This window comes from Paraburkholderia phenazinium (assembly GCF_900141745.1).
Taxonomy (GTDB): Bacteria; Pseudomonadota; Gammaproteobacteria; order Burkholderiales; family Burkholderiaceae; genus Paraburkholderia; species Paraburkholderia phenazinium_B.
Map to the genome: position 1 here is coordinate 3,948,636 of NZ_FSRM01000001.1, position 15,175 is coordinate 3,963,810.

The 15,175-nt window shown below is 58.2% G+C and carries 17 protein-coding genes, 1 tRNA gene and 1 pseudogene; 6 read left to right on the top strand and 13 right to left on the bottom strand.

The window, feature by feature from the left end; translation table 11 throughout:
- Positions 1-59: 59 nt before the first annotated feature.
- Positions 60-458, bottom strand: a complete 399-nt coding sequence (locus tag BUS06_RS17650) for a response regulator (RefSeq protein ID WP_074265428.1) — start codon at positions 456-458, stop codon at positions 60-62.
- Between the two features lie 131 nt (positions 459-589).
- Here BUS06_RS17650 and BUS06_RS17655 point away from each other — a divergent pair, with 131 nt between their 5' ends.
- Positions 590-1,708, top strand: coding sequence for a sensor histidine kinase (locus BUS06_RS17655; protein WP_074265429.1), 1,119 nt, complete (start codon positions 590-592; stop codon positions 1,706-1,708).
- A gap of 346 nt (positions 1,709-2,054) precedes the next feature.
- Here BUS06_RS17655 and BUS06_RS17660 read toward each other — a convergent pair whose 3' ends face one another.
- From BUS06_RS17660 to BUS06_RS17690, 7 genes and pseudogenes are all read right to left on the bottom strand, one after another.
- Complete coding sequence (locus BUS06_RS17660; RefSeq protein ID WP_302050855.1) at positions 2,055-2,990, bottom strand: HEPN domain-containing protein; 936 nt, start codon at positions 2,988-2,990, stop codon at positions 2,055-2,057.
- Positions 2,991-2,997: 7 nt separating this feature from the next.
- Complete coding sequence (locus tag BUS06_RS17665; protein ID WP_074265431.1) at positions 2,998-4,089, bottom strand: DUF262 domain-containing protein; 1,092 nt, start codon at positions 4,087-4,089, stop codon at positions 2,998-3,000.
- Positions 4,090-4,244: 155 nt separating this feature from the next.
- A pseudogene (locus tag BUS06_RS17670) lies at positions 4,245-4,610 on the bottom strand (DNA adenine methylase); the annotation flags it as partial.
- 67 nt (positions 4,611-4,677) lie between these two features.
- Positions 4,678-5,070 carry a hypothetical protein gene (locus BUS06_RS17675; RefSeq protein ID WP_143787545.1) on the bottom strand — a complete coding sequence of 131 codons (393 nt, stop codon included), beginning with the start codon at positions 5,068-5,070 and terminating at the stop codon, positions 4,678-4,680.
- A complete protein-coding gene (locus BUS06_RS17680; protein ID WP_074265433.1) occupies positions 5,067-5,843 on the bottom strand; it encodes a hypothetical protein in 777 nt (258 codons plus the stop codon). Before BUS06_RS17680 ends, BUS06_RS17675 begins: the two co-directional genes overlap by 4 nt.
- 231 nt (positions 5,844-6,074) lie before the next feature.
- Positions 6,075-6,710 (bottom strand): DUF4145 domain-containing protein, encoded by a 636-nt coding sequence (locus BUS06_RS17685; protein WP_074265434.1) that lies wholly within the window; start codon positions 6,708-6,710, stop codon positions 6,075-6,077.
- Between the two features lie 41 nt (positions 6,711-6,751).
- Complete coding sequence (locus BUS06_RS17690; protein ID WP_074265435.1) at positions 6,752-7,849, bottom strand: site-specific integrase; 1,098 nt, start codon at positions 7,847-7,849, stop codon at positions 6,752-6,754.
- Positions 7,850-8,066: 217 nt separating this feature from the next.
- Here BUS06_RS17690 and BUS06_RS17695 point away from each other — a divergent pair.
- Positions 8,067-8,141 (top strand) — tRNA-Arg (locus BUS06_RS17695).
- A gap of 379 nt (positions 8,142-8,520) precedes the next feature.
- Entirely contained in the window at positions 8,521-8,727 is a 207-nt protein-coding gene (locus BUS06_RS17700; RefSeq protein WP_074266167.1) for a hypothetical protein, read from the top strand.
- Here BUS06_RS17700 and BUS06_RS17705 read toward each other — a convergent pair.
- Complete coding sequence (locus BUS06_RS17705) at positions 8,724-9,698, bottom strand: alpha/beta hydrolase (RefSeq protein WP_074265436.1); 975 nt, start codon at positions 9,696-9,698, stop codon at positions 8,724-8,726. The genes BUS06_RS17700 and BUS06_RS17705 overlap by 4 nt on opposite strands.
- A gap of 215 nt (positions 9,699-9,913) precedes the next feature.
- Positions 9,914-10,231, bottom strand: a complete 318-nt coding sequence (locus tag BUS06_RS17710) for a DUF4148 domain-containing protein (RefSeq protein WP_074265437.1) — start codon at positions 10,229-10,231, stop codon at positions 9,914-9,916.
- Positions 10,232-10,613: 382 nt separating this feature from the next.
- Here BUS06_RS17710 and BUS06_RS17720 point away from each other — a divergent pair, with 382 nt between their 5' ends.
- Entirely contained in the window at positions 10,614-10,865 is a 252-nt protein-coding gene (locus tag BUS06_RS17720; protein ID WP_074265439.1) for a hypothetical protein, read from the top strand.
- Positions 10,866-10,890: 25 nt separating this feature from the next.
- On the opposite strand, the gene BUS06_RS17725 is transcribed toward BUS06_RS17720, so the two are convergent.
- Complete coding sequence (locus tag BUS06_RS17725; protein WP_367946955.1) at positions 10,891-11,367, bottom strand: hypothetical protein; 477 nt, start codon at positions 11,365-11,367, stop codon at positions 10,891-10,893.
- A 2-nt stretch (positions 11,368-11,369) separates the two neighbouring features.
- Here BUS06_RS17725 and BUS06_RS17730 point away from each other — a divergent pair, with 2 nt between their 5' ends.
- Positions 11,370-13,103, top strand: a complete 1,734-nt coding sequence (locus BUS06_RS17730; RefSeq protein WP_074265441.1) for a tetratricopeptide repeat protein — start codon at positions 11,370-11,372, stop codon at positions 13,101-13,103.
- Positions 13,104-13,110: 7 nt separating this feature from the next.
- On the opposite strand, the gene BUS06_RS17735 is transcribed toward BUS06_RS17730, so the two are convergent.
- On the bottom strand, positions 13,111-13,815 hold the full coding sequence (locus BUS06_RS17735) for a glutathione binding-like protein (RefSeq protein WP_074265442.1): 705 nt from the start codon (positions 13,813-13,815) through the stop codon (positions 13,111-13,113).
- A gap of 332 nt (positions 13,816-14,147) precedes the next feature.
- Positions 14,148-14,339 (bottom strand): CsbD family protein, encoded by a 192-nt coding sequence (locus BUS06_RS17740; protein WP_074265443.1) that lies wholly within the window; start codon positions 14,337-14,339, stop codon positions 14,148-14,150.
- A 155-nt stretch (positions 14,340-14,494) separates the two neighbouring features.
- On the opposite strand from BUS06_RS17740, the gene BUS06_RS37125 reads away from it, so the two are divergent.
- Positions 14,495-14,812, top strand: coding sequence for a hypothetical protein (locus BUS06_RS37125; protein ID WP_074265444.1), 318 nt, complete (start codon positions 14,495-14,497; stop codon positions 14,810-14,812).
- Positions 14,813-15,175: the final 363 nt, after the last annotated feature.

Genomic DNA, 15,175 nt, shown 5'->3' on the forward strand with positions numbered 1-15,175 from the left:
GGATTTTGCGCTGCGTGGTAACGACGAAACGCAAAGGGCATTGGCTGTCCGCCACCAGCCTAGGGGGCTGAATCTTTACCGGACTGACGGCCGGTCGCTATGGTGGTCAAAAGGAGGGGCAGCTTGATAGGTTTCACAAGGTGATGGTCGAACCCTGATCTGATTGATTCAGCCTGTTCGGAGGGCGATGCCAGCGCGGTGGCCGCCACCAGTAGCGGGAAGGGTGTGGATTGCAAGCGCCGAATCTCTCTTGCCACCTCGCGTCCGTCCATAAGGGGCATCTGGATGTCGAGAACAACGACACCTGGCCGCCACGCACGGTATGCGTCAAGCGCTTCGACTCCATCGCCGGCCGTTTGAATGTCGTAACCTTGCGCACTGAAGAACAGCACGTATGCGTCCAGCAAATTCGGGTCGTCGTCCGCGATAAGCATACGCGCTGCGTTCTCAGTAGGCATCGGATCCTCCAATCGCGAACTCTACGAGCAGCAATTGCCGGACCCGAATGGGTCGGTGCAATTCGTTTGCGTGTGGCGACGGATTCCGCAAAAATGAACTACATTGGCGCATTTCGAACTTCGGGGCATGCATGCGACTGGCTGACTTTATTCTGCGTGATATGGAAAGCATTCTGGCGCAATGGGAGGCGTTCGCCAGTACGCTATTGCCGGCAGCGGCGAACATGCGATCGTCGGCCTTGCGCGATCACGCGCAACAGATTCTGGAGGCCGTGGCAAAAGACTTGTCAACCTCCCAGACCAGCCAGGCCCAGTTCGAGAAATCGATCGGACAGGCGCTCAAGCTGACCGGGGCCGACGAAACCGCCGCACAAACGCACGCTCTTCTGCGCGCTCGCGGTGGGTTTGACATCAACCAGTTGGCTGCCGAGTACCGCGCGCTTCGCGCCAGCGTGCTTCGGCTGTGGACGAAGGAATGTCAGCCCGACGCCGCTCATCCGGAGGACATCATCCGCTTCAATGAGGCCATCGACCAGGCAATTGCCGAATCGATTGCCTTTTTCAGTGCGCAGGTAGACCAGGCTCGTAACCTGTTGCTTGGAATGCTGGGCCACGACATGCGTAGTCCGCTCCAGACCATCCAGATGACGGCTTCGTATCTCGCAGCGCTGAACGCCGGTGAGAAAGTGTCGGTTGCTGCTTCCCGACTAATCAGAAGTGGCGTGCGTATGCAGGCGCTGCTGGACGACATGCTTGATTTCAACCGAACCAGGCTGGGTTTGGGTGTCAATGTTGCGCCAACCGAGGGAGACCTGGCAAAACAGCTTGCCGATGAATTGGACCTGTTGCGAGCTGTGCACCCGGACCGGGAGCTTGAGCTGGACATCGTTGGCGACTGCCAGGGCGTTTGGGACGGCCGGCGCCTGCAGCAGTTACTTGGTAACCTGGTTCTGAATGCGATCAAATACGGGTCGCCCGACGCGCCGGTGCGTGTAACGCTGACGGGCGAGCAGGCGGAAGTCCTTCTGGAGGTGAAAAACAGCGGGACTGCGATCGAGCGCTCAACCCTCGACAGGATCTTTGATCCGCTCCAGCGTGGCCCGAACCATCTGGACAGAAATACCGATAGTAGCCTGGGGCTCGGACTATATATCGCGCGCGAGATTGCCAAAGCCCACGGGGGCGGCATCGAAGCGCGCTCCGACGAAACAGAAACCGTGTTCGTTGTACGTCTACCCCATCGTCAATAGTGGTCGCGCGTGCGCATCGATCGCCGGTCGTGCTTTGAATACGCGCACGGAGGGAGCCAAGGTTCGGGACTACGCAGCGAAGTCTTTGCGGATCATTCTTCCCCGTTGCTTCACCGAAGCAACGGCTCTTCCTGTACGGCTCTCGGATGTCCGCTTTCGATGAACGCCTGTGGCGGCTCCGGGTCGATCAGGGACGTTCAAAGTCACTTTGACTGCAGGAGGTACTCGGCGGACTCGACCCGACCTAAACGGCTTTGCAGGCCGCTGCAATTCCTTATACATCAAACACATACAACGATTGACCACCAACTTAACCACACGACGCTGTCGTTTAAAAGAAACACGATCAGCCCAGAACAGTTCTCCAAACTGAAGCTCGGCCAGTCGAATCTTGGCAAACTACCGACAGATGCCTCGAACTTGCAGTTGACGTAGCCTGCACCAGGGCAGCATTAAAGTCCGCCTCAGTAAACAGCGCTTTGACTCGGTTGGGGACGAACGCGGCCCAACGTCCAGCCCTGCGTGGCTTGAGCGTCAAAAAATCGACGTCCGCGCCGGTAACCAATGTCGGCAAAACACCATGCGCGATCTGTGACGTGCTCAGACGCTTGGTCGCTGCAGAAACAAGCGTGTCAAAGCTGAGAGCAAGTGTAAGCGCTTGCGGCAATGCTGCCACGAGTTGGCTATGCGGGACATTGTGAGACGGCACGTGCGCCGCTTTGTGACGCTCTCGTGCCAATTGCTTAAATACCTCATCAACGTTCCCCGGCATTGCCATGCCCGCCTTCTGACTCACAATGCCGGCCGCCTTCCAGAAATTGTCGACACCAAAGCTCTTCGCAATCTTTGAGACATCGTCCGAGGTAATATTGGATTTGTCGCGACCGAACGAATAATGCGTGAACTGGTAGGGCTGCCCCATCGCACCCGATGCAACGGCCACAGCGGCTTGCTCGAATTCGGAAAGTTTTTCGCTCATCGGTAACCCACGAGGTAGATTTCCGAGCCCTTCGAATGTCGCGATCAGCGACGCAGCTTTCAGGCCGGCGGGCAAATGCGTATATGGTACCGCCGCTTGATCAATAGCTTTCGCGCACTCCAGACTTCGATCTCGGAGAAAGCCCTCCAACGCACTGAACAGCATAACCATGCAACCGTTTCGTATAACGACCGCAGGGCTATTCGGAGTAGGCACTGGAGAGATATCGGTAGACAGAGGATCGGACAGGACGCTTTGGATAGCTCCGATTCTCCCGACAAGCTGATCACGCGCGGTCGACATTTCTACCTCACGCTATCGAGTCAAGCATGTTTTTAATCGCGCCTATACGACCTTCAACACTAGAACGGGTATTCGTGCCCGAACGTACCCACCCCTCGAACTGTCCACCTTCAAATAGCTTCCTCGTGGCCCTGCGAATCTGTGGAACCCTCAACGTCAGCTTTTTCACTTTAGCGGCGCTCAGTAGGGATACACCGACCATCTGTGCGTCATACATGCCGGCGAGGAATTGGTTACGTGCAGACGCTCCATCGTATCTCTTAAAGGCGTCCGCTCCCCAAAACACTTCACAACGGGTAAGCGCATCTAGGAATACTTTCCTGATAGCTCCAAGCTGGACGGGAGAAGGATCGCGATTCTTCTCCATAAACTTGTCCATGGACCTCCGGTAGTCACCCGAGAAATTCGTCCACGAGTCACGCATAGTAATAAAGCGCAAGACGTACTCTACGTCCTGCATCTGAAGATATGCAGGCTCGTTGTTTTTCGAAATTTTCAGTTGCTGTCGTAAAAAATTAGAGGTTGAAAGCTCGAACAGAAGATCGTTTAGCTTTCCTCGAAAAGCCGCATTTCTGATTTCTTGCGCATAAAGAGCCTCGCCTCCCGTATTGAGGCGCTCAAAGACCTCGTACTTCAGGTCCGGGTCGGACTGCTTCAGTAGTGTGATTACGCGAACATAAGGGCGAATCTCGAGCGCATTTCTAGGCTCGGTCGGTAGCTTCTCAAAAGTGAATCCCGTCAGCGCGGTAAATTTCTCCAACTCACCCAGCGAAAACTTGTTCCGCATGAACCGGGTAATAGTTGATAAACGCTGTTTCCCGTCAATCACGGTGTACTTGCCGTATGCCTCCTCAGCGAGATATACGGGTGGAATCGGAATGTTCAGCAGGAACGACTCAATTAACGCGGACTGCCGTTTTGGACTCCAGCGCTCTCGCCGCTGATACGACGGCTGCGTATCGATTGCTCCCTTCTCAACCATCGCCGCTACTGTCTCCAACGACATATCGGAAGCCTGCAAGACGAGACGATCCTGAGCAGCGTTGAAGATCCTCGTAATTTCGATCTCTTTCTGAGATGTATTAGCGGGGGCAGCCATTTTTGGCTCCTAGCGTCAAATTATTTAAGGGGCTGGATCGGCGGGTAGCGTAGCACATCCGCTAGTGGGTGTTTCTTCGAACGCAGCTCTCCAAACGCTTAATGCAGTGTGGACCCACATGCGGGTGACGTTGCAGGTCCGCCATGCTTCACCGATCAAAAAAGCCCCGCAGGTTGCGCCGCGTCGTCCCAACTGAAAATAATGACTTCCTTCCGCGCTGCCTCGCGCCCTCCGCCGCCAACGGTGTATTTAATGTCCACCGCTTCGATGTGAAACCCCTCGAATGCCCGCCGGATATCCGGATGGTCATTCAAGCTCACGATCGCCCTACCTTTCAACGATCGCAGTCGCGACGCCATTTCGACGTATTCGGCGTAGGGAAACGGCACGCCGTACCCTTCCGTTTCCCAGTACGGTGGATCCAGATAAAACAGCGTGTGAGGCCGGTCATACTTGTCGATACACGTCTTCCAGTCGAGTCGCTCGACGAACGTGTTGGATAAGGCACGCAAGCGAGCCGCGTGAAAGGCACTCAAATGATAACGGCCCTCGACGGGCCGTTGATCCTGTTGAGCATTCAATGGCACGTCACGGTCCAGTTCCTGACTGCGCTGTGACGAAATTGTAGAAATCATCGGCCTGCTGGAAAAAGGCCGGGCAGAGCGCAATCAGGTCAGTTGCATCCGCTTGCGTGAAGGCCTTTGTCAGCTTGTAGTCCGCACGCGTACGAACTTTCTTGTGATCGATCAAAACATAAGCGAGTGATTTGCCCTTATTCCCTTGCTTCTTCAGCCGCTCCGTAAGCCGTTCATGCTCACCCATCACCACGTTGTAGACGGGCAGACAACCGTCGGCCACTTCTAACGCCTTATGAAAATCCGCGTAATACGCGCGAGACGCCGCCGAACGCCACTCCTGCTCCGTAGCCCCGTTTGCCAGTTGTCCTGCGAGCGTCACAAGATCATTGATTGTTATGCTCACCGTCTCACCGTGATGAATTCACCATCAAATTTATAGGAGCTAAGAGGGCGACACGCGAACGTAATCGCCTCGGGCGCGGGGTCGTCAAAGCGCTCACAAAGTGCATCGGCTATCGCCAAGTTCACCGCGCCACATCCAGCCGGGCTTTCCTCGATGAACATTTCATAGCGCAGCTGGTCGTCATACTGCTCCAAGTTCGTTTGTCGAATCGTGTAGCCGAGCCCGCGCACTGCACGGATCGCGGTCTCAAGCATCGTCTGCCGCATCTCGACCGTGATATCGCGCGTAATACGCGCATCGAGTAGGCGAGCATTTTCTACCGCGAACGGATTCTCGTTAAACGACTTGGCCTTCGCCATTTCTGCAGCCTCCTCGAAACGAAGCGCCTTGCGCATGACGATCAAAGCGTTTAGCCTAGGTCGGGCACCTGCCCGGTCATCGAATTCGGCGAGCTGCCACGCAAACGGCAGAGCTGCAATCGCGTTGCCAGTGTTACCGAGCGTGGCCACCACGTTCCCTACGATAGCCAAATCCTTCGGTGCCAAATTAACTGCGTTTTCGGCTGCGCGCGCTGAGTCCTCCACTTTCCCCTGCGCCGCAGTGGCAACGCACAGGACCATGAACCACATAGGCAGCTCGAACGCTCCCTTTGCAATATTTGCCTTTGCTTCACGCTCAAAGCGTTTTGCCAGCAAATCGTTGGTCTTACCCAACGCTACCAGCTGAAGTAACTCCCCGAGCGCGGCAACGTCAGCACGAGCGACCTGATTCAATGAACTGCCCCTAATTAATAAGCCTTTGCTAATTTGGATAGTATCAAAACTCAGGCCTGAGCCTATATTTCGGTACAACCCATGTGTTACCGACCGTCCATAACGGTTATCGGCAGCGCAAGGAACATTCTTCAACAGAGCCACAACCGGCGCACCCCGTTAAGTGCGCGATTAGCGAAATAGTTGCGGGAGAGGCCCGGCACGGAGCGGCGCGAAATCACCGAACTATCGTCAGGCCGGTTTCGCATCGCGCTTCTCGATCGCTTTGCGGGCCGCTTCCGGCAACTCGTCATATTGCGCGCGGATTCGTTTTGGTATCGCAACGCGAACCTCAACGATCACATTCAGCATTTCGAATAGGGCCAACGCGACCTCGGGCGTATCGTCGATCACTATCTCACCCGGATGGACTGCGTTGTTACCGACGACCCGACAATAATCGAGCGCCTGCTGAACGAAGTCGGGCACGCCTTTGGCGACGAGTGACTTGATGTCATCGTTGATGTTTACACCTTTCTCGCCGAGCTCCCGCATGAGCTTTTGCAACGACAGCCGCAACAATGCCGCTGCCGCCTTCGGCGATCGGCCGACAATGTCGCGCGCCTCGTCGTAATCTACCTTTGGCGCTTCCGGAAAGTCCTCGTGCGGTGGCGGAACCGATGCCACAGCCGGCACCAACATGCGACCTTCGTACCAGATTGACCATGCCGAACAATGGAGACACTCGCAGTAGTCCAACTTGGGGTGTGTCAAAAATGAACCTTGACTACGGTACTGAAAGCCACCCCAGTACTGTGCTGAGAAAACGCCGCAGTGCACGCAGTGGAACTGCTGCTCCTTAAACTTCGGTGGATAGAACTTGGTCACGCGTTGCCCCTTTTTTATACTTCGTCTTCAGCGCTGACAATCTAAGCTGCCTTCACCAGCTTTAGCCTTCCCTTCTTTGCAACCTGAGCCGGGTCCAGATTCGTGTACCGCTTCAGGTTGCGCCAGTCCTTGTGCCCTGTCACGGCGGCCACTTCCGGAATCTGCCACCCTGCCTCAAACAACGCGCTAGTCGCTTCGTGCCTTAGATCATGTAGATGCAGGTTCGCGATTTCCTTGGCATCACAGGCCTGCTTGAAATATTTGCTTGCCGTGCCTTTGTCAAACCGGAAGATAAACTCGTTTTTGTGTGGCGGCAATGACGCATCTTGCCGGCGTGACTCCGCATAAAGCTCCGGCACGGGGTAACGTGGTTGCCGCATGATGACCTCGAAGCTGTCGCCGATCAGTGGAATCCACTCGTTGTTACCAATCTTCTGACGGGGATGCTTGCGATCGCGTACAAGCGCGAGATGGTTTTCGGCATCGATATCATCCCATCGCAGGTTGAAGAGCTCGCCACGACGGAACGCACACTGGATCGCCACGCGCAACAGATCCGGCATGGCCTGCTCACGCTCCGGATGCTCGGCGAACCACTGGAAAATCTTCTCGATTTCCTCCGCTGTCGGCCGGCGGTCGCGCTTGTTGCCGGCGTCGATCAGACGCAGGTGATGAAGCGTTGGACGCGCCGCACCTACGGCGTCCGGTAACGGCAATCCGAGCAGCGAACTCGTATGCCGCAACACCGTGCCGAGCTTCGAGATATCCATGTCGACGGTGTATCCACCCGCGCCGGCCTTCTTTCGATCCTGCGCAAACTTGACGATCTGCTGCGTCGTCAAGCGCGACGCAAAGTGACTTTCGAATGCATCCTGCAACCGTTGGAGGATGTAGTCTTCATTCGACTTTGGTTTAACTGCCCGGTCTGATTCGGCCCGCGCCTCACGGTACCGCTTGACGAGATCGCCGACGGTTACTGTTGCAGCGTCAACCGCGTTCTGCCCCTTGTCGATCTCGACTTCTTTCTCCCGCGCCCAAGCTTCGGCAGCTCCTTTGGTTTTGAACGTTTTTGCTATACTCTGCCCTCGCTTGCGTACCTGAGCACGCCAGCGACTGCCCACCGGCAGGATTGAAGCCATAATTTTCCCCGTCTCAGAAACTGTAGCAGTGCCAGATCGCTTTTCGCTGCTACAGGGTCGGTTTGTAGCAAAAGTGTAGCAGAGACGGGTATAAATTAGGGTTCACAAGGTGTCACGGCGCTTCATTTAGGACGAAGCGAGAAAGCCGGAAACGCCCACGGGATAAGGCGGAAGCCACGAGCAGCAAGGCCCCGGTCCACCCCGTTAAAACTATCCTCTCCCCGTAGTTCAATGGATAGAACAAGTGCCTCCTAAGCGCTAGATACAGGTTCGATTCCTGTCGGGGGGACCATCCTTACTCTCACCCACTCCCACCTAAAGCCGTTCGAGACCCTGTCGCGGTGCGTGGACCGAAAGCGGCCTCGGCATTTGATGCTGCCGCGAAAATGAACAGCCCCGCTCGGGGCGGGGCCTAGTGCGACACCCTCTCCAGATATTCGAACGGTTGCGTCGCCGTAGGTTGGTTGGTCGACTTCAGTAGGGTTTAAATTATGCCTGTCTTCAGATCCCAAAAATGACCTCGACGCGGCGTGCTTTCGCCGTCACGCCCCCCCAATCTTTCACCCCCTTCGCCCACCCCAACCCGCGCCCTTACCCGTGCTATGTTCCGCCCCGACCCCCACCAGGTCGCGTTGGAACAGACAGGCAGAAAGGAGATGGAGCAGTTTTTCATGAGACGGGGCAGCGCCGTCACGTATTTACTGGCGCGTCGTCGCGCATGGTTCGCCGCGATCGCGGACACGTCCCGCGGCAACATCGAAATGGAATCGAGAGAGATCGAACAGATCGAGCGTCTGATACTCGACGTCCGCGCAGGCCGGGTCCGCGCCTTCGAGTTGACCCGGCCAAAACGCGTTGCGATTTTCGTCACAGACTAGCGACCAACCAGGTTCGCCTTAAGCCACTCCGCGATCTCACCCAGGGTCTGCACACTCTGCGGAAACCGGACAACCTGGCTCGGCGTCACCGGAAAGTTATGCCCCATATCGGGCGCATGCAGATGGGTCACCGCCACGCCCGCTGCCTTCAGCTTTTCCGCATACGCGATACCCTCATCCCGCAGCACATCGTATTGCGCTGTCGTCACCAGCGTTGGCGGCAGCGCGGGGACATCGCGCAATTGCAGCGGTGCCACGCTCGTATCATCCGCTGACACACCGGGCGCATACAGTTCCCAGAACCAGCGCATCGTGTTCGCCTCGAGCCCGTAGCCAGTCGCATTCTCCGGGTAGGACGGATGACTCGCACTCGGATGATCCGTGGCCGGATACAGCAACAGCTGGCCACGCAGCGCATGCGCCCTCGACTCGCCGCAAAGCCGGTTGGCAGTCACCGCCGCCAGATTCGCCCCGGCGCTATCGCCACCCAAAGCCAGCCGCGACGCATCCCCGCCCCACTCGTGCGCATGCGCGGCCACCCAATCAAACGCCGCAAGGGTGTCCTCCAGCGCCGCCGGATAGGGATGCTCCGGAGCCAGTCGATACTCCACCGAGACGATGATCACGCCCGCCGCCTCGCTCAACAACCGGCAAAACGGATCGACCGTCGCCACTGCGCCGATGACCCAGCCGCCGCCATGCAAGTACACCATCACAGGTAGCGGTTGTGCCTCTCCTGACGGCAAATAGATGCGCGCATTTAAACCGCTGGCAATCTCCACGTCACGGGTCTCGACGCCGTTAGGCAAGCCGGCAATCGACACCCGGCTTTCCAGCGCACGCATCATGAGGGCGCGCGCCATACGCACCCGCTCTTCATTCGTCGCACCGACCGGTGGCGCGACCGCGGCCGCGGCCTGCTCGTCCAGCACGCGACGTACTGCTGCATCAAACGGCTTGCGCTCGTTCATAAAGGATTCCTGGGATGTTGGGCCACGCGGGCCTCGTTGGAGTCTCGGAAAAATACTGCAAATTCCGCCTGGCTGCCACGAACCACGCAACACCCGCAAAACGCCTCGACCAAAACAATCAGGCCCGCATCTCGTAGGAGATGCGGGCCTGATTCTTAACAGCTGGCGTCTAACCAGACGCTCGCCCTGCCTGCAACGGCGCAGGCAACGCTCGATTAGCGAGCGTTAGAGACCGGCGGCGAATACGGGCTAACGGTCGTGTCGGCACGGGTTCCTGCCTGCGTCGAGCCGCTGACATTCGAACCATAACCGGTCGTGTTGCCGTTTTGTGCGGCGACACGTGCTTCAGCAGCCTGGATGTCTTGCGGATAGTCGTTTTCGTCTGCAGTCGACGGGTTATAACCCGCCTTTTCCAACTGGACCAGTTGCGCACGAACTTCTGCGCGCGTCAGCGGCTGGTTCGTCTGGGCAAACGACACAACCGGGGCAGCGAGGACAGCAGCAACAGCGATAGCTTTGATGAGCGATTTCATGGTGATACCTCCGAAGATTGTTTTGTGCGGCGCTACAAACAATGTTGTTTGCAGCCGGTAACGACAGTCTAGAAGGACCGACACCTAGGGTAAATACCTAAATCTCGAATTCACTGTTGTGACGAATAGCACAATCGGAGGAAGCCGCGCTCGAGTCATAGCGCATGAATTGATGCGATAAATCCACGCTGTTCGTCCGATTGACCGGCTTGCCGCGGCGGTAATCTTCAATCCATGGATTCCCATGATCGATCGGATTCCTAGCTAATTTACGCAGGCAGACGAAAAGTACGCGCATTGCGATTCCTGGGATTCATCAGACGGATCGCACGTAGCAGATACCCGGCACACACGGCTCGACCACAGGATCTACGAGGAAAATATGAACCCGTTTATCGACGAAGGCATCGCCCACATCGCTCGCGTGATGAGGCCGGCGTTGTACGGAGAGCTCGGCGGCACATATTTGCCGTCCGCCTACTGGCGTCAGCGGCTCTATCAGATCCTGGACACTACGCACCTGTCGAACGCGCAGCTTCGCACCGTCGACGGCCTGCTGCTCGAACTCGACGAGTTCGATCTGTGCACCAAAGTCCCTGCGTCCCGACAAGCGCAAGTCGAACTTGCGTCATAGGGATGCAAGGCTAACCAAGGCTTCGTCACTGCAGCCACTTGCGCACATCCTGCTCCCATGCAGGCTGGCCGCATCCGGAAGGGTTCTCCGGCCCCAGCACGGTAATATAGCCGCGCGTTTTCATACACGCTTCGTACGCGCGCACTTTCACACAGCGGCCTCCCGCGGTACTTTGGGACACGGCCTTGCAGGCGGCGATGGAATGGTCCATCGGACCGAAATCCATATCGTCGGCGTTCGACAAGCCTGGGGAATCGGCACCGGTAGCCGAAAACTCAACCGGACCGCTTTGGGCGCATCCCACCAGCGACAACGCCGCCGCCAACGCGCTAACCAACAGAAGTGAGCTGCATGCTTTCATCGTCCCCTCTCCGATTGAATCAACCGCGCTCATGATACGCCGGGCATTGAGGCGGCCCCAGAGAACCTGGCCGACCTCCCGCGCCACATACCGGCCTGCTTTTTTTCGGCGATAATCGCGGCCATCCCCGCCCGTCAGCACCTATGAGCAAGCCAGCGAACCCGCAACGCCAGATCGATGCACTGCTCCAGCAGGCCGTGGCCCTGCAGCAAAACGCGGCCTACGCCGAGGCGGAAGAGCTCTACCGCGAAATTCTCGCGCTGAGGCCCAAACACTTCGATGCCATCCAGTTGCTCGGCGCATTGACACTCCAGTCAGGCCGCATCGAAGAAGGGATCGAGCTGCTCAAGAAAGCGGTTGCGATCAACGGCATGCAGGCGCCAATCCACTCCAATCTCGCCTTTGCTTATAACGCGCTGCGCCGATTCAAGGAAGGTCTTGCTAGTGCAAATCGGGCACTTGCACTGCAAGGCAATTTCGTCGATGCGCTGAACAATCGCGGCAACGCGTTGGCGGGGCTCGATGCGCCCGTCGAAGCGTTGACGAGCTTCGAGCGTGCGCTGAAATTGCGACCGGAATTCGCGCAGGCATGGAGCAACCGGGCCTGCGTTCTGCGCGATCTCGGCCGTCCGGCGGACGCGTTGGCGAGTTGCGATCAGGCCATCGCACTGCAGCCCGATTACGCCGACGCGTGGAGCAACCGCGCGAATGCATTGAGCGATCTGAATCGCCCGCAGGATGCGCAACTGAGTTACCAGCGGGCGCTCGAATTCACGCCCGCGTTTGCCGACGCCTGGAACAATCTTGGCCTCACGCTCGTCGACCTGAATCAGCATGAGCAGGCGCTGCAGAGTTACGAGCGCGCGCTGAGCCTGAACCCCGAGTTTGCCGAAGCGCACTGGAACAAAGCGCTGTGCCTGTTGCAAATGGGACGGTTCGAAGAAGGTTGGCAACAGTACGAATGGCGCTGGAAGCGCAACCGGATCAAGGCAAGCCAACGCGCCTTCGAGCGACCGCTCTGGCTGGGCGATTTCCCGATCGATGGCAAAACCATCCTCCTGCATGCGGAACAGGGGCTAGGCGATACGCTGCAATTCTGTCGCTATGCGGCGCTGGTATCCGCGTTGGGCGCCAAGGTCGTGCTCGAAGTGCCCACTGAACTGATCCGCCTGCTCGCGAATCTGGATGGCGTGACGCAGTTGATCGAGCAGGGCCAACCGCTGCCGCCTTTCGATTGTCACTGTCCGTTGCTCAGTCTGCCGCTCGCGTTCAGGACGGACCTGTCGAATATGCCGCGGCAGGTGCCCTATCTGTTCGCCGAGGCGCAGGCATCGCAACGTTGGGCCGAACGACTCGGGCACGATGCGCACGCCAATCGCGAGCTAAAAGTGGGCCTCGTCTGGGCAGGCGGGCACCGTCCCCACGTAGCGGAACTCAGAAAGAACGACGCACGGCGCTCGATCACGCTCGAAGCGCTGCGGCCGATCCTCGATGTCCCGCATGTGCGCTTCTACAGCTTGCAAAAAGGCCCTGCCGCGCAGCAGCTCGCGCAACTGCCGGAACTCGGTGAACGGATCACCGATTACACGGACGAACTCACGGACTTCGCCGACACCGCCGCCCTCGTTGCCAACCTGGACCTGGTCATCTCGGTCGATACGGCAGTGGCCCACCTTGCCGGCGCACTCGGCAAAGCCGTCTGGATCCTGAATCGCTTCGACACCTGCTGGCGCTGGATGCTCGAGCGCCGGGACAGTCCGTGGTATCCGAGCGCCCAGCTATTTCGCCAGCCGGCGCTGGGCGATTGGGAAAGCGCGATCCAGTCGGCGCGCGCGGCTCTTGCGACACGCGCCGAGACCGGCGCGCCGTCGCACTAGTCGCACCTCAATTCCGCTTCGGAATCTCCAGCCCACGCGCCACTGCCGGTCGAGCGACAAACGCGTCGAGCACCCGCTTGACGCTGGGAAAATCCTCAATCCCCACCAGCTCCGCGGCCTCGTAGAAGCCGATCAGGTTACGCACCCACGGGAAAGTCGCGATATCGGCGATCGTGTACGCGTCGCCCATCAGCCACGCACGGCCGCTTAGCCGCTTCTCCAGCACGGCGAGCAGGCGCTTCGCTTCCGCCACATAGCGGTCGCGCGGCCGCTTGTCCTCGTACTCCTTGCCGGCGAATTTATGGAAGAAACCCAGTTGACCGAACATCGGACCGATGCCGCCCATCTGGAACATCACCCATTGAATCGTCTCGTAACGGCCAGCGGCATCCTGCGGCATGAACTGGCCGGTCTTTTCGGCCAGGTAAATCAGGATCGCGCCGGACTCGAACAACGGCAGCGGCTTGCCGTCTGGACCGTTCGGATCGATGATGGCCGGAATCTTGTTGTTCGGATTGAGCGAGAGGAATTCCGGCGACATCTGATCGTTCGTGTCGAAGCGCACCAGATGCGGTTCATAGGCGAGGCCGGTCTCCTCGAGCGTGATCGACACCTTGACGCCATTGGGCGTGGGCAGCGAATAGAGCTGCAAGCGCTCGGGATGCTGGGCCGGCCACTTGGCGGTGATGGGAAAAGCGGAAAGATCGGTCATAGAAACCTTGTCGGTCTGGATGGACTGGAGCGGTGACGATGTTCTCTGTGCGGGACAAACCCGCCCAGAGAACGAGGCGTCCAATATAAACGCTCCGGCAAAACTTTTCCGGGTTCGCGCAACGCGGGGTTGTCCAACGCCCATGGCAGCGCACGGACCCGCGAAGACGAGGGAGTCCAGCCAATCGCCTATCGGCTGCAAGAGGGCCGTCCAGCGCAACTTAAGAAGTTATGCTAATTAACCAGCTCAGCACGTGCACGAAGACCGTTGCAGCGCGTCAGGGAAAAGAAAAGGCGCCGAAGCGCCTTTCCCGTCAAACCGGATCACCTGACTTACGGCGCATTCCGCTTGGCGTTGTCCTTGGCTTGTTCCTTGCCGTCGCCGTAGGCCTTGCGGATTTCGCCCGCGCCTTGCTGGAGATCGCCCTTCAGTTCCTGGGTCTTGTTGCCCGTGGCCTTGCCGACGGCTTCGTTGACCTTGCCCTTGACTTGCTCGCCCACACCCTTCACTTGGTCTTTGTTCATGTTCGACTCCATGCGATTGCAGTGCCGACGCGACATTGCGCCAGTACTTTCATCCCCGCAACGGCCGTGCCCGACTCTCATCCCCCTGCCATGCCAACCGAAAAAATTTTTACGCGCAGCCCTAAAGTCGCCATTTACCCTGCCGATAACGAGGCATGGACCCTATTCCGACCGCGCCGAACAACGCCTTGCTGGCGACGTTTATCGATCAGGACATTGCGCACATCCGTCGCGTGATGGAGCCCTCACTACTCGGCGATCTGGCCGGCCCGATCCTGCCGCCTGCCTACTGGCGCGGGCGTCTGAACAAGTTGCTCGATACCGGGCATCTGAGCCACGCGCAACTGTGCGCAGTCGACAGCCTTCTGTTGGTACTCACCCAGTTCGATCCCGCCGACAGCCTCCCCGCCTGGAAAACGCTGCCGCTCGGCGCGCACGAAAAACGCCCGGCGCACGCACGGCGCGTTCGCTGACCTCCCCGCCCTCTGGACAGGTCGCGCCTTCCCTCGTTTCCCGCTTTTACCTGCAAACCAGCAGGTAAAAAAAAGCCGCGGACTCGGGGCCGCGGCTGAACACACGGTAACGCGGAGATCAGCGTCACTAGGGATAAGCCTAACAACCCTAAATCACGCCCGCAATAACACTACCTAACGCGGCACCTATACGGACAGCTTTCTTGCCTGACATGTCTGCAAGCTGGCTGCTTTAAGCGGTCCCCCAAGCACGTAACCGTACCTCCCGCCGTGCCAATAAGGCGATCAATGCTCGCCGCGGCGATATTTTTGCCTCAGTGCCGAGCCACAGCGCGCCCTTTCAGCCGTTTTTGCTGACCGAAA